Origin of the sequence: Streptomyces sp. NBC_01237 (assembly GCF_035917275.1) — a bacterium.
In the GTDB taxonomy this organism is placed as follows: domain Bacteria; phylum Actinomycetota; class Actinomycetes; order Streptomycetales; family Streptomycetaceae; genus Streptomyces.
On sequence record NZ_CP108508.1, the window covers coordinates 1479617 to 1502502 of the forward strand.

19 protein-coding genes are annotated in these 22886 nt (G+C 71.5%); 9 read left to right on the forward strand and 10 right to left on the reverse strand.

All coding sequences use genetic code 11. From position 1 onward, the window contains the following. Positions 1-35: 35 nt before the first annotated feature. The 7 genes from OG251_RS06495 (at position 36) to OG251_RS06525 (ending at position 7295) form a co-directional block, all read left to right on the forward strand. Positions 36-1289, forward strand: a complete 1254-nt coding sequence (locus OG251_RS06495; RefSeq protein WP_326676261.1) for an ABC transporter substrate-binding protein — start codon at positions 36-38, stop codon at positions 1287-1289. Positions 1290-1391: 102 nt separating this feature from the next. After that, on the forward strand, positions 1392-2297 hold the full coding sequence (locus OG251_RS06500; protein WP_073729543.1) for a carbohydrate ABC transporter permease: 906 nt from the start codon (positions 1392-1394) through the stop codon (positions 2295-2297). A gap of 2 nt (positions 2298-2299) precedes the next feature. Further along, on the forward strand, positions 2300-3250 hold the full coding sequence (locus tag OG251_RS06505; RefSeq protein WP_442818310.1) for a carbohydrate ABC transporter permease: 951 nt from the start codon (positions 2300-2302) through the stop codon (positions 3248-3250). 6 nt (positions 3251-3256) lie between these two features. Beyond that, the gene (locus OG251_RS06510; protein ID WP_326676263.1) at positions 3257-4285 is read left to right on the forward strand and encodes an NAD-dependent epimerase/dehydratase family protein; all 1029 of its coding nucleotides are present in this window, start codon (positions 3257-3259) and stop codon (positions 4283-4285) included. Positions 4286-4293: 8 nt separating this feature from the next. Then, positions 4294-5385, forward strand: coding sequence for a dihydrodipicolinate synthase family protein (locus OG251_RS06515; RefSeq protein WP_326676264.1), 1092 nt, complete (start codon positions 4294-4296; stop codon positions 5383-5385). Further along, positions 5369-6391, forward strand: coding sequence for a hydroxyacid dehydrogenase (locus tag OG251_RS06520; RefSeq protein WP_326676265.1), 1023 nt, complete (start codon positions 5369-5371; stop codon positions 6389-6391). The genes OG251_RS06515 and OG251_RS06520 overlap by 17 nt, the downstream gene beginning before the upstream one ends. Positions 6392-6446: 55 nt before the next feature. Continuing rightward, positions 6447-7295, forward strand: a complete 849-nt coding sequence (locus OG251_RS06525) for a fumarylacetoacetate hydrolase family protein (RefSeq protein WP_326676266.1) — start codon at positions 6447-6449, stop codon at positions 7293-7295. Between the two features lie 23 nt (positions 7296-7318). Here the strand turns inward: OG251_RS06525 and OG251_RS06530 are convergent, their stop codons facing one another. The 5 genes from OG251_RS06530 to OG251_RS06550 all read right to left on the reverse strand — a co-directional run bounded on the left by OG251_RS06530 (position 7319) and on the right by OG251_RS06550 (position 13889). After that, entirely contained in the window at positions 7319-9010 is a 1692-nt protein-coding gene (locus tag OG251_RS06530; protein ID WP_326676267.1) for a flavin monoamine oxidase family protein, read from the reverse strand. 45 nt (positions 9011-9055) lie between these two features. Continuing rightward, positions 9056-9853: a carbon-nitrogen hydrolase family protein gene (locus OG251_RS06535; protein WP_326676268.1), complete on the reverse strand. Its 798-nt coding sequence runs from the start codon at positions 9851-9853 to the stop codon at positions 9056-9058. Positions 9854-10197: 344 nt separating this feature from the next. After that, positions 10198-10656: an Lrp/AsnC family transcriptional regulator gene (locus OG251_RS06540; RefSeq protein WP_266808992.1), complete on the reverse strand. Its 459-nt coding sequence runs from the start codon at positions 10654-10656 to the stop codon at positions 10198-10200. A 111-nt stretch (positions 10657-10767) separates the two neighbouring features. Further along, on the reverse strand, positions 10768-12225 hold the full coding sequence (locus OG251_RS06545) for an aldehyde dehydrogenase family protein (RefSeq protein ID WP_326676269.1): 1458 nt from the start codon (positions 12223-12225) through the stop codon (positions 10768-10770). Between the two features lie 197 nt (positions 12226-12422). Next, positions 12423-13889 (reverse strand): GuaB1 family IMP dehydrogenase-related protein, encoded by a 1467-nt coding sequence (locus OG251_RS06550; protein WP_326676270.1) that lies wholly within the window; start codon positions 13887-13889, stop codon positions 12423-12425. A gap of 298 nt (positions 13890-14187) precedes the next feature. Here OG251_RS06550 and OG251_RS06555 point away from each other — a divergent pair, with 298 nt between their 5' ends. Then, positions 14188-15249 (forward strand): terpene synthase family protein, encoded by a 1062-nt coding sequence (locus OG251_RS06555; RefSeq protein WP_326676271.1) that lies wholly within the window; start codon positions 14188-14190, stop codon positions 15247-15249. A 77-nt stretch (positions 15250-15326) separates the two neighbouring features. On the opposite strand, the gene OG251_RS06560 is transcribed toward OG251_RS06555, so the two are convergent. The 4 genes from OG251_RS06560 to fmt form a co-directional block, all read right to left on the reverse strand. Beyond that, on the reverse strand, positions 15327-16322 hold the full coding sequence (locus tag OG251_RS06560; protein WP_442818413.1) for a sugar-binding transcriptional regulator: 996 nt from the start codon (positions 16320-16322) through the stop codon (positions 15327-15329). A gap of 133 nt (positions 16323-16455) precedes the next feature. Next, on the reverse strand, positions 16456-17139 hold the full coding sequence (gene rpe / locus OG251_RS06565; protein WP_326676272.1) for a ribulose-phosphate 3-epimerase: 684 nt from the start codon (positions 17137-17139) through the stop codon (positions 16456-16458). A gap of 136 nt (positions 17140-17275) precedes the next feature. Continuing rightward, the gene (locus OG251_RS06570) at positions 17276-18709 is read right to left on the reverse strand and encodes an RsmB/NOP family class I SAM-dependent RNA methyltransferase (RefSeq protein WP_326676273.1); all 1434 of its coding nucleotides are present in this window, start codon (positions 18707-18709) and stop codon (positions 17276-17278) included. A 71-nt stretch (positions 18710-18780) separates the two neighbouring features. Then, the gene (fmt, locus tag OG251_RS06575) at positions 18781-19713 is read right to left on the reverse strand and encodes a methionyl-tRNA formyltransferase (protein WP_326676274.1); all 933 of its coding nucleotides are present in this window, start codon (positions 19711-19713) and stop codon (positions 18781-18783) included. Between the two features lie 283 nt (positions 19714-19996). Here fmt and OG251_RS06580 point away from each other — a divergent pair, with 283 nt between their 5' ends. Next, a complete protein-coding gene (locus OG251_RS06580; protein ID WP_326676275.1) occupies positions 19997-20566 on the forward strand; it encodes a hypothetical protein in 570 nt (189 codons plus the stop codon). Between the two features lie 110 nt (positions 20567-20676). On the opposite strand, the gene OG251_RS06585 is transcribed toward OG251_RS06580, so the two are convergent. Further along, positions 20677-22821, reverse strand: a complete 2145-nt coding sequence (locus tag OG251_RS06585; RefSeq protein ID WP_326676276.1) for a primosomal protein N' — start codon at positions 22819-22821, stop codon at positions 20677-20679. Positions 22822-22886 lie beyond the last annotated feature (65 nt).

Below are 22886 nucleotides of genomic sequence, written 5' to 3' on the forward strand. Positions count from 1 at the left end.
CCGGCACCACCCTCACGTCCTCGGAGGACTCCCTCATGTCCCGTGTACTGAAGCGCCGTTCCAGAGTCCGTGCCCTCGCCGCCCCGGTCCTCGCCACCGCGCTGGCCACCGGTGTGCTGGCCGGCTGCTCCAGCGACAGCGACGGCAACACCGTCACCATGTGGACCTACCCCGTCATCTTCGACGAGGCCAAGAACAAGGCCTACTGGGACGGTCTCGTCAAGGCGTTCGAGAAGGAGCACTCCGGCGTCACCGTGAAGGTGGAGACCTTCCCCTGGGCCAACCGCGACACCGCGCTGGCCACCGCGATCGCCTCCGGCAAGGGCCCGGACGCCGTCTACCTCATCCCGGACCAGCTGCCCAAGTACGCCAAGAACATCGTCCCGGCCGACGACTACATGCCGGCCGACGCCGAGGCGGACTACACCGACTTCGCGCTGAAGTCCGTGGAGTACGACGGCAAGAAGCTCGGCACCCCGGTCCTGACCAGCGCCAACCCGCTGATCTGCGACAAGCGGGTGTTCTCCGCGATCGGTGAGACCTCCTACCCCACGAGCTGGGCGGAGCTGGAGGCACTGGCCCCGAAGCTGAAGGACAAGGGCTTCTACGCCACCAGCTACAGCGGTGACACCCAGCAGACGCTGAACATGACCTTCTACCCGCTGCTCTGGCAGGCGGGCGGCGACGTCTTCTCCGAGGACGGCAAGAAGGTCACGTTCAACGACGCCGCCGGGGTCAAGGCGCTGACGTACCTGAAGAAGCTGGTCGAGGGCGGCTACACCGACAAGGACCTGGTCACCACGACGCCGAAGCTGGAGCAGACCCCGGTCGCCAAGGGCAAGGTCGCCTGCACCTGGCAGAACACCCCGGCCGACGTCGAGCCCTTCTGGGGCAAGGAGAACATCGTCGTCCAGCCGCCGCTGAAGGAGACCGAGTCCATCGGCTACGGCACCGTGGGCGCCCTGTCGATGCTGAAGGGCGCCGACAAGAAGAACACCGGCGACTGGCTGAACTTCGTCGCCGAGTCGAAGAACGCGGCCGGCCTCCAGACGGGCGCGGGCTACTTCCCCGCCCGTAGGTCCGGCGGCGACCTCTACCCCGGCGATGCCCTTCAGAAGGCCGTCGGCGCCACGCTGCCGAGCATGACCGTGGGCCCGCTGGAGGACAAGTCCCGCGAGGTCATGGGGGTGCTGGCGCCGGAGATCCAGGCGGCGCTGCTGGGCAAGAAGAGCCCGCAGCAGGCTCTCGACGACTCGGCGAAGGCCGCCCAGGCGATGCTCGGCCGCTAGCCCGTTCCCACGGGGTCCGGGCCGCACCCGGACCCCGCCCCTCCCGGCATCGCGCCGGGACCGTACACCCCCGCAATTTCCCCGTACCGCAAGGAGATCCCCGTGGCAGTCGTCGCGGAACCCACCCGCCGGGGCCGTCGCAGCGGGCCGCAGGCGCGCCGCGAGGCCCGGATCGGCCTGCTCTTCGTCCTTCCGTGTTTCCTGCTCTTCCTCGCCTTCCGGTTCGGCCCCGGCGTCGCCGGTGTGCTGATGAGCTTCACGGACTACTCGCTCACCGGCGGCGGCAGCTTCATAGGGCTCGACAACTTCACCCGTCTGTGGGACGACCCGCTGTTCTGGCAGGCGCTGAAGGTCACCGTCCTCTACACCGTGCTGGCCGTGCCCGGCACTCTGATCGCGTCCGTCTCGCTGGCGCTGATCACCCGCCGGGCCTTCCGGGGCGCGAAGTTCTTCCGTTCGGTGTTCTTCCTGCCGGTCGTCACCTCGCTGGTGCTGGCCGCCACCGTGTTCGTCTGGATCTTCTCGACCGGCGGCCCGTGGTCCACCCTGATGGGCTGGTTCGGGATGTCCGAGGGCTCCTGGCTCTCCGACGACGTCCTGGTGCTGCCCGCGCTCGCGATCGTCGGTGTCTGGTCCCGCTTCGGGTACGGGATGCTCATCCTGCTCGCCCGGATGCAGGACATCCCGCGTGAGCTGGAGGAGGCCGCCCTCACCGACGGCGCCGGGCCCTGGCAGCGGTTCCGCTACATCGTGCTGCCGCAGCTCAAGCCCGCCCTGTTCTTCCTCGCGGTGATCGAGACGACGGCCTCCTTCCAGGTGTTCGACGCCGTCTACACGATGACCGGCGGCGGCCCCGCCAACGCGAGTTACACGCTCGTCTTCCAGCTCTACGACGCGGGCTTCAAGTACTTCGACCTCGGTTACGCCGCCGCCATCGGCGTCGCGCTCTTCGTGCTGACCGTGGTGGTGGCCGTGATCCAGCGGCTCGTGATCGGGAAGGACCAGTGACCATGACCGCAAGCCCTGTGGACACCGAGAAGGCACCGCCCGCGCCCCTGGCGCCCGCGGGCGGCGACCGGGCCGGCCGCCGCGCCGAGCGCAAGCTGCGCAAGCAGGCCGAGCAGGACACCGTCCCGCACGGCATGCGCGCCACCCCGGCCGGACGGATCGCCCGCGGCGCGCTGCTGACCGTGGCCGCGATCGTGACGATCTTCCCGTTCTACGCGATGGTCGTGCTCTCGCTGAAGCCGTCCGCGGCGGTCGAGTTCCCCGGCAGTCTGCTGCCGTGGCCGCTGACCGGCGAGGCGTACGACACCGTCATGAACGCCCAGGCCGTGCCGCGCTGGCTGCTCAACACCCTGATCTATTCGGTCGTCTCGGTCGTGGGTGTGCTGCTGCTGGCCTCACTGGCCGGGTACGCGTTCGCCAAGAAGCGCTTCCCGGGCCGGGAGGCGATGTTCTGGTCGTTCCTGTCGATGGTCATGGTCCCGTACCACGTCACGATGATCCCGACCTTCGCGATGATCGCGAAGATGGGCGGCGTCGACACCTACTGGGGCCTGATCGTGCCGACCCTGGCCAACGCCCAGGCGGTGTTCCTGATGCGGCAGTTCATCCAGGGGCTGCCCGACGAGCTGTTCGAGGCCGCCCGGCTCGACGGGTGCAGCGAGTGGCAGATCTTCTACCGGATCGTGCTGCCGCTGCTGAAGCCGATCCTCGCCACACTGGGTGTCTTCGTCTTCCTGTGGCACTGGAACGACTTCCTGTGGCCGCTGGTCATCGGCCAGTCCACCGATATGCGCACCCTCACCGTCGGTATCGCCTCGCTCCAGCAGCAGAACGTGCCGCTGAATGTGGTGCTCTCCGGCTCCGTCATCGCGTTCGTGCCCATCTTCGCCGCGTACCTGGTGGGCCAGCGCTACTTCACCGAGGGCGTCTCCGCGTCCGGAATCAAGGGATAGCCACGCATGTTCACCGATGAGGCCGCGCTCGAAGAGCGGCTCGCCACCCCCTCCTCCGCACTGATCGCCGACCTCGCCGGGCTGGAGGGCGATCTGCTGGTGCTCGGCGCCGGCGGCAAGATGGGGCCGAGCCTGTGCCGGCTGGCCCGCCGGGCACTGGACGCCGCCGGCCGGACGGACGTCACCGTGTACGCGGTGTCCCGCTGGTCGGACAGGGCGGCAGCCGAGGAGCTGGAGGCCGCGGGCGTCTCCACCGTCGCCTTCGACCTGATGGACCCGGGCGCCGACCTCGGCGAGCTGCCCGAGGCCGGGAACATCGTCTTCATGGTCGGTGCCAAGTTCGGTTCGGCCGGGGCGCCCTCGCACGCCTGGGCCGTGAACGCCGCGATGCCGGACCGGGTGGCGCACCGCTGGCCCGCGGCCCGGATCGCCGCGTTCTCCACCGGCAATGTGTACCCCCTGGTCCCGGTCTCCTCCGGCGGCTGCACGGAGAGCGACCCGGTGGGTCCGGTGGGCGAGTACGCGATGTCCTGCCTCGGCCGGGAGCGCATCTTCGACCACGCCGCGCTGACCCGTGGCACGAAGGTCGCCAACATCCGCCTCAACTACGCGGTCGACCTGCGCTACGGCGTGCTCGCCGACATCGCCTCACGCGTATCGGCGGGCGAGCCGGTGGATGTGACGACCGGTCACGCCAACGTGGTGTGGCAGGGTTACGCGAACGAGGTCGCCCTGCGCTCCCTGCTGCACGCCACCGACGGTACGGCGTTCACCCTCAACCTCACCGGCCCGGAGACCGCTTCGGTCCGTCGCCTGGCCCAGTGGTTCGGCGAGGAGTTCGACCGGGAGCCGGTGTTCGCGGGCGCCGAGGCGCCGACCGCGCTGCTCTCCGACGCGAGCCGCTGCCACGCGCTGTTCGGCTACCCGGACGTGACGCTGCGGACCCTCGTCGCCTGGCAGGCCGACTGGCTGCGCCGCGGGCTGCCGCTCTCCGGCAAGCCCACCAAGTTCCAGGTCCGTGACGGAAGGTTCTGATCCACCCCATGTCCACTCCTTCTCCTGTGTCCGCGCCGTCCCCGGTGTCCGCTTCCTCCCCCGCCTCCACGCCCGCGCTGGACGCGCTCGCCCACGGCGCGGTGATCCCCGCCCACCCGCTCGCGCTGCACGCGGACGGTACGTTCGACGAGCGCCGCCAGCGGGCGCTGACCCGCTACTACCTCGCCTCCGGAGCGGGCGGCGTGGCCGTCGCCGTGCACACCACCCAGTTCGAGATCCGGGAGCCCGGCGTCGGGCTGTTGCGCCCGGTCCTCGAACTGGCCGCCGAGACCATCGACGCGGAGGCCGGCCGCCCCTTCATCAAGGTCGCCGGAGCCTGTGGCTACACCGCGCAGGCCGTCGCCGAGGCCGAGACCGCCGCCGCCCTCGGCTACGACGCGGTACTGCTCAGCCCCGCGGTGCCGGGCGCCGACGAGAAGGGCCTGCTGGAGCGGGCCCGTGCCGTCGGCGAGGTGCTGCCGGTGATCGGCTTCTACCTCCAGGAGGCCGTCGGCGGACGCTATCTGTCGCCGGGTTTCTGGTCGGCGTTCACCGATCTGCCGTCCACCGCCGCGGTGAAGATAGCCCCGTTCGACCGCTATCGCACCGCCGACGTCGTACGGGCCGTGGCCGCCGCCGACCGTGCGGACGAGGTCGCGCTGTACACCGGCAACGACGACGACATCATCGGCGACCTCCTCACCCCGTACGAGACGGCGAACGGCACGCGGCGCTGGTTCGCGGGCGGGCTCCTGGGCCAGTGGGCCGTCTGGACGAGCTCCGCCGCGACGCTCCTGGACGACGTGCGGGCGGCGCGCGCCGGGGACCACGCGGCGATGGTGCGCTGCCTGGCCCGGCGCACCGAGCTGACCGATGCCAACAGCGCGGTCTTCGATGTGCGCGGCGCGTTCCGCGGCTGCATCGCCGGGGTGCACGAAGTCCTGCACCGTCAGGGCCTGTTGGCCAACATCCGCTGCCTGGACCCGGCCGAGACGCTGTCGCCGGGGCAGGCCGAGGAGATCACCCGGGTGGCCGAGGCATACCCTTGGCTGACCGATGACGCCTTCGTTGCGGAGCACCTCGATGCCTGGCTCTCCTGATCCTGCCGACCGCTCCCGGGTGGTCATCTCCGTACCTCCGCACCTGCGGGCCCAGTTCTTCACCGCCGAGGTCTGGCGGGCCCTGGAGCGGGCGGCCGATCTCACCGTGCTGGACGAGCACCGGGACCGGGCCGCCCTGCTCGCGGTCATGCCCGGTGCCCGCGCGCTCGTGACGTCGTGGCGCAGCCCGCGGGCGGACACCGAACTCCTCGATGTCGCGGACCGGTTGGAGCTCGTCGCGCACACCGGTTCGGCGGTCGCCCCGTACGTCACCGAGGAGGTGTTCCGGCGCGGTGTCCGGGTCACCCAGGCCGGGGACGAGATGGGCCGGCCGGTGGCGGAGGTGGCCCTCGCCTTCACCCTCTCCCTGCTCCACCGCATCCAGCGCTTCGACCACGCCCTGCGGGGTGGCGCCGAGTGGGCGGTCGCGAGCGAGGCGCCGCCGCGTCACGAGATCCATGGCAGTGAGATCGGGGTCATCGGCGCCTCCCGCACCGGGCGGGCGTACATCGCGATGGTGCGGGCGATGGGGGCGCGGGTGAGCGTGAGCGACCCGTTCCTCACCCCGGCGGACGCGGCGGACCTCGGTGTGGAGTCCGTGGACCTGCCCACGCTGCTGTCCCGCAGCCGGATCGTCGCGGTGCACGCCCCGGTGACGGAGGAGACGCACCGGATGATCGGCGCCGAGCAACTGGCGCTGATGCCGGACGGCGCGGGCCTGGTGAATACCGCGAGGTCCTGGCTGGTCGACGAGGACGCGCTCCTCACGGAGCTGGCCTCGGGCCGGCTGGACGCGGCGATCGATGTCTTCGACGCGGAGCCGCTGCCCACCGATCACCCCTTCCGGTCCCTGCCCAATGTGCTGCTCACCCCGCACCAGGCGGCGGGCAGCGTCGAGTGCCGGCAGCGGCTGGGCGCGAGCGCCGTCGACGAGGTGCTGCGGCTGCTGGACGGCCGTCCCCCGGTGCACGCCGTCACGGCCGAAGCCCTGGTGCGGCTGCGCTGAGGCTCCGGCCACGCAGCCACCTCATCCCCCTTCACTTCCAGGAGAGTTCACCCCCATGCGTCTCATGCGCGTCGGCGAGCCGGGTTCCGAACGCCCGGTGCTCGTCTGCCCCGAAGGCCGCCACTACGACCTGTCGGGCATCACCGGCGACATCGACGGCGGTTTCCTCGCCGCGCTCGCCGAGAACCCCCATCTGATCCCGGACGAGCCGAAGCTTCCGGAGACCGACATCACCGGGCTGCGGATCGGGGCCCCCGTCGCGCGCCCCTCGGCCCTGCTCTGCATCGGCCAGAACTACGCGGCCCACGCGGCGGAGTCGGGTGCGCTGCCGCCCGAGCAGCCGATCCTCTTCTACAAGTCGCCGAACACGGTCGTCGGCCCGTACGACGACGTCCTGATCCCGCGCGGCTCGAAGAAGACCGACTGGGAGGTGGAGCTGGCCGTCGTCATCGGCCGCCGTGCCTCCTACCTCGACTCCCCCGCCGACGCGGCCGCGCACATCGCGGGGTACGCCGTCAGCAACGACGTGTCCGAGCGCGCGTTCCAGCTGGAGGAGTCGGGCGGGCAGTGGTCCAAGGGCAAGAGCTGTGCGACGTTCAACCCGCTCGGCCCGGTCCTGGTGACGGCCGACGAGGTGGGTGACCCGCAGCGGCTGCGGCTGCGCAGTCACGTCAACGGGGAGCCGCGGCAGGACTCCGGCACCGAGGACATGATCTTCAGCGTGGCGCATCTGGTGCACCATCTGTCGCAGTACCTGGTACTGGAGCCCGGCGACATCGTCAACACCGGTACGCCGCAGGGTGTGGCGCTGTCCGGCCGCTTCCCGTATCTGGCCGCCGGCGATGTGATGGAGGTCGAGATCTCGGGCCTCGGCCGGCAGCGCAGCGTCCTGCGGCCCGCCTGAGCACTGCCCCGCCCTAGCGGCGGTCAGTCCTCCGGAAGCTCGACCGGGGCGATGTCGTCGAAGACGTCGCCGGGGCCGGGGTTCGTCGCGTCCGTGGCACCGCCGAACTGGGTCATCACACCCCACACGGCGTTGAGCGCGGTCTGTACGGCGCCCTCGGCCCATCCGGCCGTCCAGGAGATGTCGTCGCCCGCGAGGAACAGCCCCCGCTTGTCGGCGGGCAGCCGGTCCTGCATGAAGTGGGTGAACAGGCGCCGCTGGTAACGGTAGTGGCCGGGCAGGTTCGCCTTGAACGCCCCCATGAAGTAGGGCTCGTTCTCCCAGGAGACCGTCACCGGGTTGCCGATGACATGGCTGCGGATGTCGACGTTCGGGTAGATCTCGCCGAGCGACTTGAGCATGACGTCCATGCGCTCGTTCGCGGAGAGCGGCAGCCACTTCAGGCTGTCGTCGCACCAGGTGTAGGACAGACAGATCACGGCGGGCTCGTCGGGGCCGTTGTCCAGGAGGTACGTGCCCCGGGTCATCCGGTCGGTGAGCGTCATCGACATGGTGTCGCGGCCGGTGGTCTCGTCCTTGTCCAGCCAGAACGGCCGGTCGACCGGGACGAACAGCTTGGACGACTCCATGTAGTGGGTGCGCTCCATCGCCGTCCAGTGGTCGATGGGGAAGAGCGCGTCGTCGCAGTCGATCTTGGAGAGCAGCAGCCAGGACTGCGCGGTGAAGACGGCCGCCCGGAAGGTGCGGATGTCCCCGGTGGCGTCGGTGACCGTGATGCGGTTCTTGGCGGTGCGGTTGAGCCGGGTCACGGCGGGGCGGGGCTCGCCGCCGTGCAGCGAGGCCAGTGACGTACCGAGCGGCCAGTGCACGATCTTCTGCGGTTCGCGTTCCCACAGACGCAGCGGCAGCTGCTGGCTGCCACCCGCGATCCCTCGGTGGTGGTCGTCGGCCTCCGTGTAGACGACCCGCAGGATCTCCAGGATCGAGTTGGGGAAGTCGGTGTCCCAGCCCCCGGTGCCGAACCCGACCTGTCCGAAGATCTCCCGGTGCCGGAAGGACGTGAAGGCGGCGGAGTCGCAGAGGAATCCGTAGAAGGTCTGGTTGTCGAGCTTCTCGACGAGCTTCGCCCAGATCTCCCGGATGCGCGGCACATCGCGCTCGCGCATCGCCCGGTTCATGTCGGAGAAGTCGGCGCCCTCCTCCAGGCAGGAGTTCCAGGCGTTCATGACATCGCGGTAGACCTGCGGCAGATCGTCGATGGTCTCGGCGTAGTGCGACTCGCCCTTCAGGTCCACGACGGTCGACGGCGTGGCCGGGGAGAGCGGGTTGGGGAAGGGCCGGGTCTCCAGTCCCACGAGGTCGATGTAGTGCTGGAGCGCCGTGGACGACGGCGGGAAGCGCATGGCGCCCATCTCGGCGGTCAGCGCCGGGTCGCAGCCGTCGAACCCGACGGTGCGCAGCCTGCCGCCGATCTCGTCGGCCTCGTACAGGACGGGCCGCAGGCCCATCTTCATCAGCTCGTACGCGGTGATGATGCCGGAGAGCCCGCCGCCGATGACGGCGACCTCGGCCCCGTGCTCGGTCGCGGGAATCTGGCCGAGGCCCGCCGGGTGGGCGAGGAAGTCGTCGTACGCGTAGGGGAAGTCCGGCCCGAACATGGTGATCGGCGGGGCCGCGTCGGTGTGCTGGACGGCGTTGGGCACCGTGGACGTCATGGGGTACGGACTCCTTGCGGGTACGGAAGGAAGAAGGGACGGGGCTCAGGCGAGGGAGCCGTACAGACCGGGGCGGCGGTCGTGCAGATACGGGTTGGCGGCGCGCGAGGCGTTCAGGAACGCGGGGTCCACATCGGAGACGAGCAGTTCCTCGCCGCGACCGGCGCGGGCCCGCACGGTACCGTCGGGCCCGGCCAGGCAGCTCAGCCCGACGAACTCGAACTCGCCTTCCGGGCCGGTCCGGTTGACGTACGCCACATACATCTGGCTCTCGAAGGCCCGTACCGGCACGACGGACTCGGCGACGAACTGGAACGGGTGCATCTGGGCGGTGGGCACCAGCAGCAGGTCGGTCCCGGCGAGGGCGTGCGCCCGGACGTTCTCCGGGAACTCGACGTCGTAGCAGATGAGCAGGCCGACGCGGACTCCGTCCAGCTCGGCCTGGACGACGGTCCGCTCACCGGGGGTGAACCACTCCTGTTCGAAGCCGCCGAAGAGATGGGTCTTGCGGTAGTTCGCCAGCGGGGTCCCGTCGGGGCCGATGAGCTGGGCCGCGTTGAAGATCAGTTCACCGGCGCGCTCCGGGTAGCCGTACAGGACGGCGAGTCCGTGCCGTCGGGCGATGTCCGCGACGGCCTGTGCGCCGGGGCCGTCGGCGGGCTCGGCCAGCCGGGGAACGGCGTCACCGATGGCGTACCCGGTGAGGAACATCTCCGGGCCGGCCAGCAGCCGTGCCCCGGCCGCGGCGGCACGGCCGGCGGCCTCGTCGAGCACCTTCAGGTTCTCGGCCACGGCACCGGGCCGGCCGGAGCTCTGGAGCAGGGCGGTACGCAACGGCGGCATGGCTGACCTCGGGCGGGGTGGGGCGGGGTGGGGAGACGTATCGAAGGTACGGGGCGGCGATCACCCCGGACAAGGCGCGACCGTTGCGCATCCACCGTCGATTCGTTGCGCGTGACGGGCGCCCCGCGAAGATTTGTTGCGCGCGGCATCATCGCAGGTCAGAAGGGTGACATGGGTCTCGGCGCAGCGGGCGGGTCCGACGGTCCGTGGGGGGCCGGCGGCTGCGGACGAAGCGCCCCTGCGAAGCCCTGGCGATCAGAAGCCCTGAGCCCGGACGGACGCACAGGCCCCCGGACGGGCGGCAGGGACGGCAGGGGCATCGGGACGGCCCGCCCCGAGGGGCGTCAGGCGGGTGGCGGCCCCGCCGAGTAGCGCCGCAGCAGGGGCGACAGCACCAGCACCGACTTCGTCCGCTCCACGTACGGCTCGCCGGCGATCCGCTCCAGCACCTGCTCGAAGTGGCGCATGTCCGCGGCGAAGACCTGTACGAGCGCGTCGGCGTCCCCCGTCACGGTGGAGGCGGCGGCGACCTCCGGATACCGGGCGAGTCCCTGCTTGATCGCCTCCGGCGACGTGTTGCGGCTGCAGTAGATCTCGATGAACCCCTCGGTCTCCCACCCCAGCGCCGCCGGGTCCACCCGCACGGTGAATCCGGTGATCGCGCCCTCGGCCCGCAGCCGGTCCACACGGCGTTTCACCGCGGGGGCGGAGAGCCCGATGATCGCGCCGATGTCGGCGTAGCTGCGCCGGGCGTCTTCGGCGAGGGCGTGGACGATGCGTTCGTCGAGGTCGTTCAGGCGCACGTCGGGCGGTTCACTTCTCTGCGATGGGACTGCGGCGGGGGCGGCGGTGCCGCCCCCGCAGTAGACCACGCGGCGCCCCTCCCGGGCGCGCCCGGCGCAGCGGGTGACCGGTCAGAACGGGAACTGCGAGCGGCCGTGCTGTACCGAGATCCACTTCTGGGTGGTGAACGCCTCGATCATCGACTCGCCGTTCAGCCGTCCGAGACCGGAGCTCTTCTCCCCGCCGAACGGAACGATGGGCTCGTCGTGGACGGTGCCGTCGTTGATGTGGATCATGCCGGTGTGGATGCGCTGCCCGACCCGCACCCCACGCTCGATGTTGCCGGTGTGCACGGCGCCGCTCAGCCCGTACGGGGTGTCGTTGGCGATCCGGACCGCCTCGTCCTCACCGTCGAAGGGCACCAGCAGGGCCACCGGCCCGAAGATCTCCTGGTGCAGGACGGGCGAGTCGGCGGCGAGGCCGGTCAGCACCGACGGGCTGACCACGTTGCCGTCGGCCCGGCCGTGCAGCAGGGCCGTCGCACCGGCCGCGACGGTCTGGTCGACGAGCTTGGAGATGGCCTCGGCCTGCGAGGAGTTGATCAGCGGACCGATCTGGGTCGCCGGGTCGGCCGGGTCGCCGACCGTCAGGGACGCGACCTTGGCGACGAACTTCTCGGTGAACTCCCGCTCCACCGCGCGGTCGACCAGGATCCGGTTGGCCGCCATGCAGACCTGTCCCTGGTGCACGTAACGGCTGAAGACCGCCGCGTCGACGGCGTAGTCCACATCGGCGTCGTCGAGCACGATCAGCGCGCTGTTGCCGCCCAGTTCGAGAACGGCCCGCTTGAGGTTGGCCGCGCATACGGTGGCGACGTGCCGTCCGACCTTGTCCGACCCGGTGAATGAGATGACCTGCGGAACGGGGTGCTCCAGCAGGGTGTCACCGATCTCCGCGATGTCGGTGATCACCACGTTCAGGAGTCCGGCGGGCAGCCCGGCGTCCTCGAACACCTTGGCCAGCAGGGTGCCGCCGCAGACCGGGGTGTTCTGGTGCGGCTTGAGGACGACGGCGTTGCCGAGCGCCAGCGCGGGAGCGACCGACTTGAGCGAGAGCAGGAAGGGGAAGTTGAAGGGGCTGATGACACCCACGACGCCGACCGGCACCCGGTAGACCCGGTTCTCCTTGCCCTCGGTCGGCGAGGGGAGGATCTGCCCGGACGGCCGCAGCGCGAGCTGAATGGACTCGCGCAGGAACTCCTTGGCCAGATGCAGTTCGAAGGCCGCCTTCAGCCGGGTGCCGCCGAGCTCCGCGACGATCGCCTCGCTGATCTCCGGCTCGCGCTCCTCGACGATCCGCAGGGCCTTCTCCAGCACGGCCCGCCTGGCGTACGGGTTGGTGTCGGCCCACGTCCGCTGGGCCCGCTCCGCCGCGCGGTAGGCCTGGTCCACCTCGTCGGCCGTGGCGACGGCGATGGAGGCGAGCTTCTCCCCGTTGTACGGGTTGAAGTCGATGATGTCCCAGGACCCCTTCCCCGGCCTCCACTCACCGTCGATGAACTGATGGGCCAGATCGGTGAAGAAGGACATGAGATCCCTTACCACGGAGAGAAAGGCAGCTGATTGTGCTTCATATTACTTATATCTCAACAGACTTGAAGCGCATCAAAGGCTCTCCGGGCGGCCGGAAACGGACACTTTCGGCCATCGCACGAACACCCGGAACGCGGCTGCCCCTCCCGGCATGAATCACCGGGAGGGGCAGGCGTGTCGCGGATCGGGCGGGATCAACTCCAGCTGGCGTGCAGCGGCTTGCCCTCGGCGTAACCGGCGGCGCTCTGCACCCCGACGACCGCCTTCTCGGCGAACTCCTCCAGGGAGGCGGCACCGGCGTACGTGCAGGAGGAGCGGACGCCCGCGATGATCGAGTCGATCAGGTCCTCGACGCCCGGACGGGTCGGGTCCAGGAACATCCGCGAGGTGGAGATGCCCTCCTCGAAGAGCGCCTTGCGGGCGCGGTCGTACGAGGACTCCTCCGACGTGCGGTTCTTCACGGCGCGCGCCGAGGCCATCCCGAAGGACTCCTTGTAGTAGCGGCCGTCGGCGGACTGCTGGAGGTCGCCGGGCGACTCGTACGTACCCGCGAACCAGGAGCCGATCATCACGTTGGACGCGCCGGCGGCGAGGGCCATGGCGACATCGCGGGGGTGCCGGACGCCACCGTCGGCCCAGACGTGCTTGCCGTACTTCTTCGCCTCTGCGGCGCACTCCAGGACGGCGGAGAACTGCGGGCGGCCCACGCCGGTCATCATCCGGGTGGTGCACATGGCGCCGGGGCCGACACCGACCTTGATGATGTCCGCGCCGGCCTCGATGAGGTCGCGCACCCCCTCGGCGGCGACGATGTTGCCCGCGACGATCGGCACCTTCGGGTCGAGCGCCCGGACGGCCCTGACCGCGCTGATCATGGATTCCTGGTGACCGTGCGCGGTGTCCACCACGAGCGTGTCCACGCCCGCGTCCAGCAGCTGCTTGGCCTTGCCCGCGACGTCGCCGTTGATACCGACGGCCGCGGCGATGCGCAGCTTGCCCGCGGCGTCGGTGGCCGGGGTGTAGAGGGTGGCGCGCAGTGCGGCCTTGCGGGTGAGGATGCCGACGAGCCTGCCGTCCGCGTCGACCGCGGGGGCCAGCTTGCGGTTGGCTCCGTCGAGCTTGTTGAACGCCTCGCGCGGGTCGATGTCCGCGTCCAGCAGCACCAGGTCCTTGGACATGACCTCGGACAGCTGGGTGAAGCGGTCGACACCGGTCAGGTCGTGGTCGGTGACGACACCGACGGGGCGCTGCTCCGCGTCGACGACGACGCCGGCGCCGTGGGCGCGCTTGGGCAGCAGCGACAGGGCGTCGGCGACGGTCTGGCCGGGGGCCAGCACGATCGGGGTGTCGAGGACGAGGTGGCGCGTCTTGACCCAGGTGACGACGTCGGTGACGACCTCGATCGGGATGTCCTGGGGGATGACGACGAGGCCGCCGCGGCGGGCGATGGTCTCCGCCATCCGGCGGCCCGCGATCGCGGTCATGTTCGCGACGACGAGCGGGATGGTGGTGCCGGTGCCGTCGGGCGAGGCGAGGTCCACGGCCTGCCGGGATCCGACCGCCGAGCGGCCCGGGACCATGAAGACATCGTCGTACGTGAGGTCGTAAGGGACCGAGGGGGACTCTGTGTAACGACCGGTGCCCGGCTCAAGAAAACGCATAACACTCATTTTTTCATACGAAACGGTGCAGGTCGTTTCCACGAAGACACAGCAAAAGACCCCCGCTTTCGTGTGTTCCTCCAAGGAGGCGGTCGGGGGGGCCGGGCAAGTGGAACCTGCCTTACCCACAGACCCTACCCGAAGGGAAATCGAACCATTCGTGATCACCATCCCTGGACCCGTGACAAGGGGTCAGGTAGCTTCAAATCCGCAGGTCTCGGGGGTCACCGCAGCGTCGTGCAGGCGCTGTCGAAGAACCCGACACGCCCGTTTGACCGGAGAGGATCCAGATCCGCCTGTGGACAGCGAACTGCCGGACATCTACTGCCCGTTCCCGCAGCGGACCAACCCGCATGTCGGTCACACCCGGGACCATATTGACGCCTGGACCCGCCGTACCGGACTGGTGCACCGCGAGTCGGCGAGAAACCGCTTCGAACAGGCCGATTTCGGCGCGTTCGTCGGCATGGTCTACCCGACGGCCGACGGTGAACACCTCGATCTGGTGGCCGACTGGTTCGTCTGGCTCTTCCTCGTCGACGACCAGCTCGACGACGGCCACCTCGGCCGCAGCCCCGAACGCGTACGCGACGTGGTCGACCGGATGCGCGCCGTGGTGGACGGGACCGCCCCCGCCCCGCTGCCCGGCGAGGAGGTCCCGGCGGCCGTGACCGCCCTGGCCGACCTCTGGGAACGTACGACTCCGAGTGCCGCGCCGCACTGGCGCACCCGCTTCGCCTGGCACCTGGTCATGTACCTCACGACGGCCACCACCTGGGAGGCCGGGAACAGGGCCGACGACGTGGTGCCGTCCGAGGAGACGTACATCGCCAACCGGAGGCACACCGGGGCCATCCAGGTCTGCATGGACCTGATAGAGATCGTGGCCGGAATCGAGGCGCCGGAGTCGATCCACAACGATCCCCGGTTCATCACCGCCCTGGAAGCCTCGTGCAATGTCGTGTGCTGGGCCAATGACGTGTACTCCTTCGAGAAGGAGCAGGTGCTCGGCGAGATCCACAACCTCGTCCACCTGGTGCGTCACCACCGGGGCCTCGGGGAACAGCAGGCGCTGGACCACGTCGCGGCGAGGATAGCGACGGAGACCGAGCGGTTCCTGACCGCGGAGGACGAGCTGCTGGAGCTCTATCCCGAGCTCTCCGGGATGCTCGTGCCCTACCTCGACGGCATGCGGAGCTGGATGCGCGGCAATCTGGACTGGTCCCGGCAGACCCCGCGCTACAACCCGGCCGACGTCAGCCAGTACGAGAGCCCCGAGCAGTATCTGGAGGAGACGGTGCTGGGTGTCGCCGGGGACCACGCGGTCCAGGGCGCGGCGGACGGGCACCGCGCCGTCTGAGACACCGGCACGACAAAGGCCGGGCGCTCGCACAGCGCCCGGCCTCCTTCATGTCCGTCCGTCCCCGAGTGCTCGGGTCACTCGCCGTCCGGGTCGGCCCGCTCCAGCGCCGGGCGCGATCCGGCCGCCGACTCGGTGAGCAGATAGTCGGCCGCGGCCGTGTCCGTCACCAGGCTGGTGACCAGCCCGGAGCGCAGTACGGCACCGATCGCCGCCGCCTTGCGCTGGCCGCCCGCGATGGCCACCACCTCGGGGATCCGGCGCAGCCGGTCCGCCTCCACGGTGATGCAGCGCTCGCCCAGGTCACGGCCGACCCGGCGGCCCTCGGAGTCGAAGAGGTGCGCGGACATCTCGGCGGCGACCCCGAGCGAGGCGTAGTGGGACCGCTCCTCGTCCGAGAGCATGTCGTGGACCGTGGAGATGCCCGGTTCCCAGGAACCGATCGAGACCGCGGCGACCGTCACCTTGTCGAAGTACTCGAAGGCGCGGGCGATACCCGTCTGATGGCGCAGCGCGGCCGCCGTCGCAGGGTCCGGCAGCAGCATCGGCGCGTAGATCGGGTGCGCCTCGCCGCCGGACACCTGGGCGGCCCGGCGGACCGCCTCGACCGAACCGCGCTCGGCCGTCCCCGCGTCGTACACCCCGGTGAGCTGCACGACCGTGCACGGCGGGAGCTGGTCGAGCGCCGCCGCCATGTGGATGGTGGACCGGCCCCAGGCCAGGCCCAGCACATCGCCCTCGTTCACCAGCTCACCCAGGAGATCGGCCGCGACCTCGCCCAGGTTCTCCGGGTCGGCCGCGTCCTCCTTCTCCTCCGCCGGGGACTCGACGACCACCGCGTGCCGCAGTCCGTAGCGCGCGCGGAGCGCGTCCGAGCGCTCGGCGTCCAGCTCGGCCGGTACCCGGATCTCGATCCGTACGAGATCACGCTCAAGAGCCGTCTCCAGGACCCGGGCCACCTTGAAGCGGCTGACGCCGAACTCCTCGGCGATCTGGATCTTCGACTTTCCCTCAAGGTAGAACCGGCGGGCCATGGCCGCCGCCTGCACCAGCTCCGCGGGTCCCATCCGCATGGCTGACCGACCCGCCGAGATGCCAGACACCGCGATCTCCTCACTGCTGTTCACACGCCCGATACGCCGCTCATCCTGTCAGATCCGGCGATCCTTGATCGGCCCCGTCGGGCCACGTTCATCTGCGCTTGGTTCAGTGGCCGCACGCCCAGGGCGCCGCGGCCGTGGCCGCGTCCGCCTGCGCGCGCAGCGCCGTCACCGCGGCGGCCGGGTCGGCCGCCCCGTACACCGCCGAGCCGGCGACGAAGACATCCGCCCCGGCCTCGGCGCACCGCTCGATGGTGGCCGCCGACACTCCGCCGTCCACCTGGAGCCACAGTTCGAGGCCGTGCTTGGAGATCAGCTCACGGGTGCGGCGGATCTTCGGCAGCATGATGTCCAGGAACGCCTGGCCGCCGAAGCCCGGCTCGACCGTCATGATCAGCAGCATGTCGAGCTCGGGGAGCAGGTCCTCGTACGGCTCGATGGGCGTCGCGGGCTTGAGCGCCATCGAGGCGCGCGCCCCCTTCGCCCGGATCTCCCGGGCCAGCCGCACCGGCGCCGCCGCCGCCTCCGCGTGGAAGGTGACGGAGCCGGCGCCCGCCTCGACGTACTGCGGAGCCCAGCGGTCCGCGTCCTCGATCATGAGATGGCAGTCCAGCGGGGTGTCCGTGGCCTTGCTCAGCGCCTCGACGATCGGCACCCCGAGCGTCAGATTGGGCACGAAGTGGTTGTCCATCACGTCGACATGGAGCCAGTCGGCGCCTTCGACGGCCTTCGCCTCCTCGGCGAGACGCGCGAAATCGGCGGACAGGATGCTGGGGTTGATCTGGGCCATGCACCCAAGCCTGCCACGTTCCCGGCCGGTTCCCCGCCTCGATGCGCCCCAAAGCCTCACACGATCATCACAGTCCACGCAATCCAGGCATTTTGCTTGCGCTTTACTGTTCTTTTACCGGCTTCGTAGGCGGAATTCAGCCGGTCCGGCGCAGCAGGGCCAGGTACATCGCGTCCGTGCCGTGCAGGTGCGGCCAGAGCTGGACGTCGGGTCCGTCGCCCAGCGCGGGCACTCCCGGCATCAGCGGACGGGCGTCGACCCACTCCGCCCGCACCGGTTCTCCGCCACGGCCCTTGAGTACGTCCTCCACGACGACCCGGGTCTCCGCGAGGTGCGGCGAGCAGGTCGCGTACCCGACGACCCCACCGATCCGGACGGCCTTCAATGCCTCGCGCAGCAGCCCGCGTTGCAGCGGGGCGAAGCTCTCCAGGTCCGCCGCCCGGCGCCGCCAGCGGGCCTCCGGACGGCGGCGCAGCGCGCCGAGGCCCGAGCAGGGGACGTCCATCAGGATCCGGTCGAAGGTGCCGGGCCGCCACGGCGGACGGGTGCCGTCCGCGGTGATCACCTGGTACGGGCCGGGGTTGCCGGCCAGCGCACGCTCGACCAGCCGGGCGCGGTGCGGCTGCTTCTCGGCCGCGAGGAGGGCGGCGCCGCGGCCGGCCGCGAGCGCGGCCAGCAGGGCAGCCTTGCCCCCGGGACCCGCGCAGCCGTCCAGCCAGCGGGTGTCGTTGCCTTCCACCGGAGCGTTGGCGAGAGCGGCGGCGACGAGCTGGCTGCCCTCGTCCTGAACCCCCGCGCTGCCGTCCTGGACCGCGGTCAGGGCGCCCGGCTCGCCGCCCTCGGCCATCCGTACCGCGTACGGCGACCAGCGGCCGGGCAGGCCGTTCTCCTCGCCGAGGGCCTCCAGCAGCTCATCGGTGGTGGAGCGGCCGGGGCGGGCGACAAGCGTCACCTCGGGCCGTTCGTTGTCGGCTTCGAGCAAGTCCTCGATCCCGGCCCGGCCGCCGCCCAGGGCGTCCCAGAGCGCGGAGACGACCCACCGCGGGTGCGAGTGGACGATGGAGAGGTGGTCCTCGGCATCCTTCTCGTAGGACGGGGCGACGCGCTCCACCCAGCCGTCGAGGTCGTGCGCGGTGACCTTGCGCAGCACCGCGTTGACGAATTTGGCGCGCCCCTCGCCCAGCACCACCCGGGCCAGCTCCACACTGGCGGAGACGGCGGCGTGGGTCGGGATACGGGTGCCGAGCAGCTGGTGGACGCCCATGTTGAGCACATCGAGGACCGGCGGGTCGACCTCGCGCAGCGGCCGGTCGATGCAGGCGGCGACGATCGCGTCGTACGTCCCCTGACGGCGCAGCGTCCCGTAGACCAGCTCGGTCGCCAGGGCCGCGTCCCGCGCGTCGAAGTCGCCCTTGGCACGGGCCTTCTTCAACAGCGGGGGCAGGACGAGGTTGGCGTAGGCGTCACGCTCGTCGACGGCCCTGAGCGCCTCGAAGGCGAGGAACCGGACGGGGTCCTTCTGGGGACGGCGGTGGGGCTTGGCGGGACGGCGACGCGGCTGGTCGTTCACGTGAAAGGTGCTCCGCTGATGGTGAGGGGGCGAACCTCCCCAGCGTACGTCGCCGTCCCGGGCCCCGGCACCTACGCCCCGAGCAGCTCCCCCGGAGCGATCCGCACCCCGCGCGCCCAGTCGGCGGCCTTCATCGGTTTCTTGCCCTGCGGCTGGACCCAGAGCAGCTCGACGGCGTGCGAACCGGTGCCGACGTACACGTTGTTCTTGGCGGCGGAGAGCTCGCCGGGGGCCAGATCCGCACGGTCCAGGACCGGTACGGCCTGGACCAGCTTGAGCCGTTCCCCCCGGAAGAGCGTCCACGCGCCGGGCGCCGGGGTGCACCCGCGCACCACCCGGTCCACCCGCAGAGCCGGGTCGGACCACTGCACCCGGGCGTCCTCGACAGTGATCTTCGGGGCGAGGGTGATGCCCTCGGCCGGCTGCGGGACGGCGTGCAGCGTGCCGTCCTCGATGCCGTCCATCGTCGCCGCGAGCAGCCCGGAACCGGCGAAGGCGAGCCGGGTGAGCAGGTCGCCGCTGGTGTCGGTGGGACGGATCTCCTCGGTGAGGACGCCGTAGACCGGACCCGAGTCGAGCCCCTCCTCGATCAGGAAGGTCGACGCTCCGGTCACCTCGTCCCCGGCCATCACGGAGTGCTGGACCGGCGCGGCGCCGCGCCAGGCGGGCAGCAGCGAGAAGTGCAGGTTGACCCAGCCGCGGGCGGGCACGTCGAGCGCGGCCTTGGGAAGCAGCGCACCGTAGGCGACGACGGGGCAGCAGTCCGGCGCGATCTCCCGCAGCCGGGCCAGGAATTCCTCGTCCCGCGGCCTGGCCGGCTTGAGGACCTCGATCCCGGCCTCCGCCGCCCGCTCGGCGACGGGGCTGGCGACCAGCCGGCGGCCGCGCCCCGAGGGTGCGTCGGGACGGGTCACCACGGCGGCCACCTCGTGCCGGTCGGAGGCGATCAGGGCGTCCAGGGCGGGGACGGCGACCTCGGGGGTGCCGGCGAAGACGAGCTTCATGGGTGGCTGACTGCCTCTCGGGCCAAGACGTACGGTGACGAGCAACGCACCAGTCTAAGGGCTCTCCCGCTGTCCCCCGCGGGTGCGTGACGGCCGCTCCCAGGGGCTCACGTTCCGCTTCTGCCGGGGGGCGTACGCGCGCCTGTGCGCCCCGCGCATATGCACATACGCCCCGATAGCGTGACCACATACCCGGCTGACGCGTTGGTCAAAGGAGATTGACCGAAGCGGGCCGCCACGGTGCGGCCCGATCCCTTTCAACGCCGGTTCGAGAGGCTTCTTCATGGCCGACCACGCAACCCACGACGCCCAAGCGCGGGCCAGCCTGCATCTTCTGGTGCGGGACATCGAGCGGGTCCGGCGGCAGGTGGACGCGCTGCGCACCCTCACCGCACAGCTGGGCAATGTCTACCGTCCGCGCCGCTCCGGCCCCTCAGCGGGCTTCGTCGTCTATGGCAGGGCCCCGGCCCCCACCGTCCGCCTCGCCCAGGAACTGCGGGACAGCGTCGAGACCCTGGTCACCGCGGCGGTGGACTTCGACCGTTCCCTCGGATTCTCCTGGGACGCGGTGGGCTCCGCCCTGGGCGTCACCAAGCAGGCGGTGCACCGCCGTTACGGATCCCGTCGCGCCGCCCCGCAGCCCGGCGCCGCCGATTCCACCGCCGTCGCGGCCGAGGCCGCGGCGCCCCGCCCCTTGTCCCCCGGCATGCCCGGTGCCCCCGTCATCCCGTCCGGGCCCGCCCTGCCCGCGGTGCCCGCGGCACGCTCGATGCCTCCGCAGCCGTCGGTCGGCGCCCCCTCGGCACGGGAGGAGCTGCGCCCCGGCGCCTTCCCCGGCCCGCGCAACGGCTGACCCCACACCGTCCCCTCTGCCCCACCGTGCCGGTCGCACGGCGGGGCAGTTCCGTCTCCACGCTCCACCGACCGCGTCCGTACCGATGTCCACGGGGCGGCGCCGGGGCCTCAGCCGATGTCCGGCGGGTCGATCCTGATCCGTACCGGGTCTCCGACGCCCCGGGCCATCCGCGCCGCCTGTGCCCCCTTCAGCGCGGCGGCCAGCGCCGCACCGCGCCCCGGCACCACCCGGATCAGCGCCCGCTCCCACCTCTCGCCGGGCGGGGCGTCCCACGGCCTGCGCGGCCGGCCCGGCTCGGCGGACGGCACCGGTACGGGGCCCAGGACCTCGGCCTCCGGCGGCAGCCCGGCCGTGGCGAGGAAACCGGCCAGGGCTTCCTCCGGCCCGGTCACCGAAGCCATCCGGGACACCGGCGGAAAGCCCAGCTCGGCCCGCTCCGCCAGCTCGCGCCGGGCGTACCCCGCCGGATCCCAGCGCACCAGCGCCTGCACCGGCCGCAGCGTCGGCTCGGCCACGATCACCACCGTGCCGCCCTCGTCCTGCCCCCGGACCAGCGACGCCGCGGCCGTCCAGCGGCGCAGCGCGTCCTCCCCCGCCCGCAGATCGGGTCTGCCGAGCATCGCCCAGCCGTCGAGCAGCAGCGCGGCGGCATACCCGCCCTCGGCGACGGGCTCGGCCCCGGGCGTACTGACGACCAGCGCGGGAGCGCCCGGCACCGCGTCCAGGATGTGGTCACGCCCCGATGTCCGTACCGGCACGGCGGGAAACGCGCGGCCCAGCTCCTCGGCGGTCCGGCGGGCCCCGACGATCTGCGCGCGCAGCCGGGTGGACCCGCAGGCCGTGCAGTGCCAGGCACGCTCGGCGCGTCCGCACCAGGAGCAGTCGAGGTCCTGCTGGTCGGGTGCCTCCAACGGCCCGGCGCAGTGCCGGCAGCGGGCCGGGGTGCGGCAGCGTTCGCAGGCGAGCCGGGGGGCGTAGCCCCGGCGCGGCACCTGGATCAGCACGGGGCCTCCGCGCAGCCCGTCCCGTACGGTCTGCCAGGCCAGGCTGGGCAGCCGCGCCGTCTTCGCCGCGCCGTCCCGGGCCAGCTCGCCGTCCCCGACCGTACGGATCAGGGGCGCCGCGCTCCTCAACCGCTCCCGGTCCGCGCCGAGCGGCAGCGCCCAGCCGCTCTCCACGAGCTGGGCGGCCTCCACGGTGCAGCTCGTCCCGCCGAGCAGGAAGCCGCACCGGCCGTGCGCGGCCCGCAGCTCCAGGACCTCACGGACATGGGGGAAGGGGGCGTTGTCGTCGCTGTGGCTGGAGTCCCCGTCGTCCCAGATGGCGACCAGACCGAGATCCGCGACGGGGGCGAACATCGCGGCCCGTGTCCCGATGACCGCCCGTACCGAACCCCGGCGCACGGCGAGCCACTGGCGGTAGCGCTTCTCGGGCCCGGAGTCGGCGGTGAGCAGGGCATGCCGTCCGGCCCCGAGCACCTGGGTCAGCGCGGCGTCCACCCGGCCCGCGACCCGCCCGTCCGGTACGACGACCAGCGCGCCGCGTCCCGAGGAGAGCGTCGCCGCCACCGCCAGAGCGATCTCCTGCGGCCAGTGCGGGCCCGGCAGCGCCGCCCACACGGCCCGCGGCGCACCGCCCTCGGCCAGCGCACGCAGGAACGCGGGCCCCTGCCCGTACCGCTCCCACGTGCCCGGCAGGGGTGCCGGCGGCGGTGGCAGGGGCTCCGGGGAGGGCTTGGACTCGGCCCGCCCGTTGCGCGGCGGCACGGCGAGTTGGAGCACATCGGCGAGGCTGCCCGCATACCGGTCGGCGACCGCCCGCGACAGGGCGAGCAGCTCCGGTCCGAGCACGGGTTCCGGCGACACGACGGAGGCGAGCGCGGCGAGCGCCCCCTGATAGTCCGATTCGGCCACGCGCTCGACGAGGAACCCGTCGATCAGCCCGCCGCCCTCACGCCGCCCGTCCCGCACATTGCGTCCCCCGGCCCCGAACCGCACGCGCACCCGCACACCCGGCTGTGCCTCGGCGTCGAGCTCCTCCGGGACCGCGTAGTCGAAGTACTGGTCGAGATGGAGCACGCCCTTGTTCACCAGGACACGGGCGACCGGAAGCTCCTTGGCCAGCGCGGCGCCGCGCCAGGTCCGTGGCTTGGCCCGGGGCACCTTCGCCCTGCGGACCGTCTCCCGGATCAGCGCAAGCTGCTCCGGGACCCCGGCCTCGGGTCCTGCGGACCGCTCGTCGTCGCTGCTCACAGCCAAATTCCTACCAGACGGCACTGACAGCGGCGCCGGGCGTCACAACACCGGGGCCCGGACAC

What these genes read in the sequence shown, in the direction of transcription:
- OG251_RS06495 (WP_326676261.1), top strand. Translation starts at nt 36, where the DNA reads ATGTCCCGTGTACTGAAGCGCCGTTCCAGAGTCCGTGCCCTCGCCGCC.
- OG251_RS06505 (WP_442818310.1), top strand. Translation starts at nt 2,300, where the DNA reads ATGACCGCAAGCCCTGTGGACACCGAGAAGGCACCGCCCGCGCCCCTG.
- OG251_RS06510 (WP_326676263.1), top strand. Translation starts at nt 3,257, where the DNA reads ATGTTCACCGATGAGGCCGCGCTCGAAGAGCGGCTCGCCACCCCCTCC.
- OG251_RS06515 (WP_326676264.1), top strand. Translation starts at nt 4,294, where the DNA reads ATGTCCACTCCTTCTCCTGTGTCCGCGCCGTCCCCGGTGTCCGCTTCC.
- OG251_RS06520 (WP_326676265.1), top strand. Translation starts at nt 5,369, where the DNA reads ATGCCTGGCTCTCCTGATCCTGCCGACCGCTCCCGGGTGGTCATCTCC.
- OG251_RS06525 (WP_326676266.1), top strand. Translation starts at nt 6,447, where the DNA reads ATGCGTCTCATGCGCGTCGGCGAGCCGGGTTCCGAACGCCCGGTGCTC.
- OG251_RS06530 (WP_326676267.1), bottom strand. Translation starts at nt 9,010, where the DNA reads ATGACGTCCACGGTGCCCAACGCCGTCCAGCACACCGACGCGGCCCCG.
- OG251_RS06535 (WP_326676268.1), bottom strand. Translation starts at nt 9,853, where the DNA reads ATGCCGCCGTTGCGTACCGCCCTGCTCCAGAGCTCCGGCCGGCCCGGT.
- OG251_RS06545 (WP_326676269.1), bottom strand. Translation starts at nt 12,225, where the DNA reads ATGTCCTTCTTCACCGATCTGGCCCATCAGTTCATCGACGGTGAGTGG.
- OG251_RS06550 (WP_326676270.1), bottom strand. Translation starts at nt 13,889, where the DNA reads ATGCGTTTTCTTGAGCCGGGCACCGGTCGTTACACAGAGTCCCCCTCG.
- OG251_RS06560 (WP_442818413.1), bottom strand. Translation starts at nt 16,322, where the DNA reads ATGCGGATGGGACCCGCGGAGCTGGTGCAGGCGGCGGCCATGGCCCGC.
- rpe (WP_326676272.1), bottom strand. Translation starts at nt 17,139, where the DNA reads ATGGCCCAGATCAACCCCAGCATCCTGTCCGCCGATTTCGCGCGTCTC.
- fmt (WP_326676274.1), bottom strand. Translation starts at nt 19,713, where the DNA reads ATGAAGCTCGTCTTCGCCGGCACCCCCGAGGTCGCCGTCCCCGCCCTG.
- OG251_RS06580 (WP_326676275.1), top strand. Translation starts at nt 19,997, where the DNA reads ATGGCCGACCACGCAACCCACGACGCCCAAGCGCGGGCCAGCCTGCAT.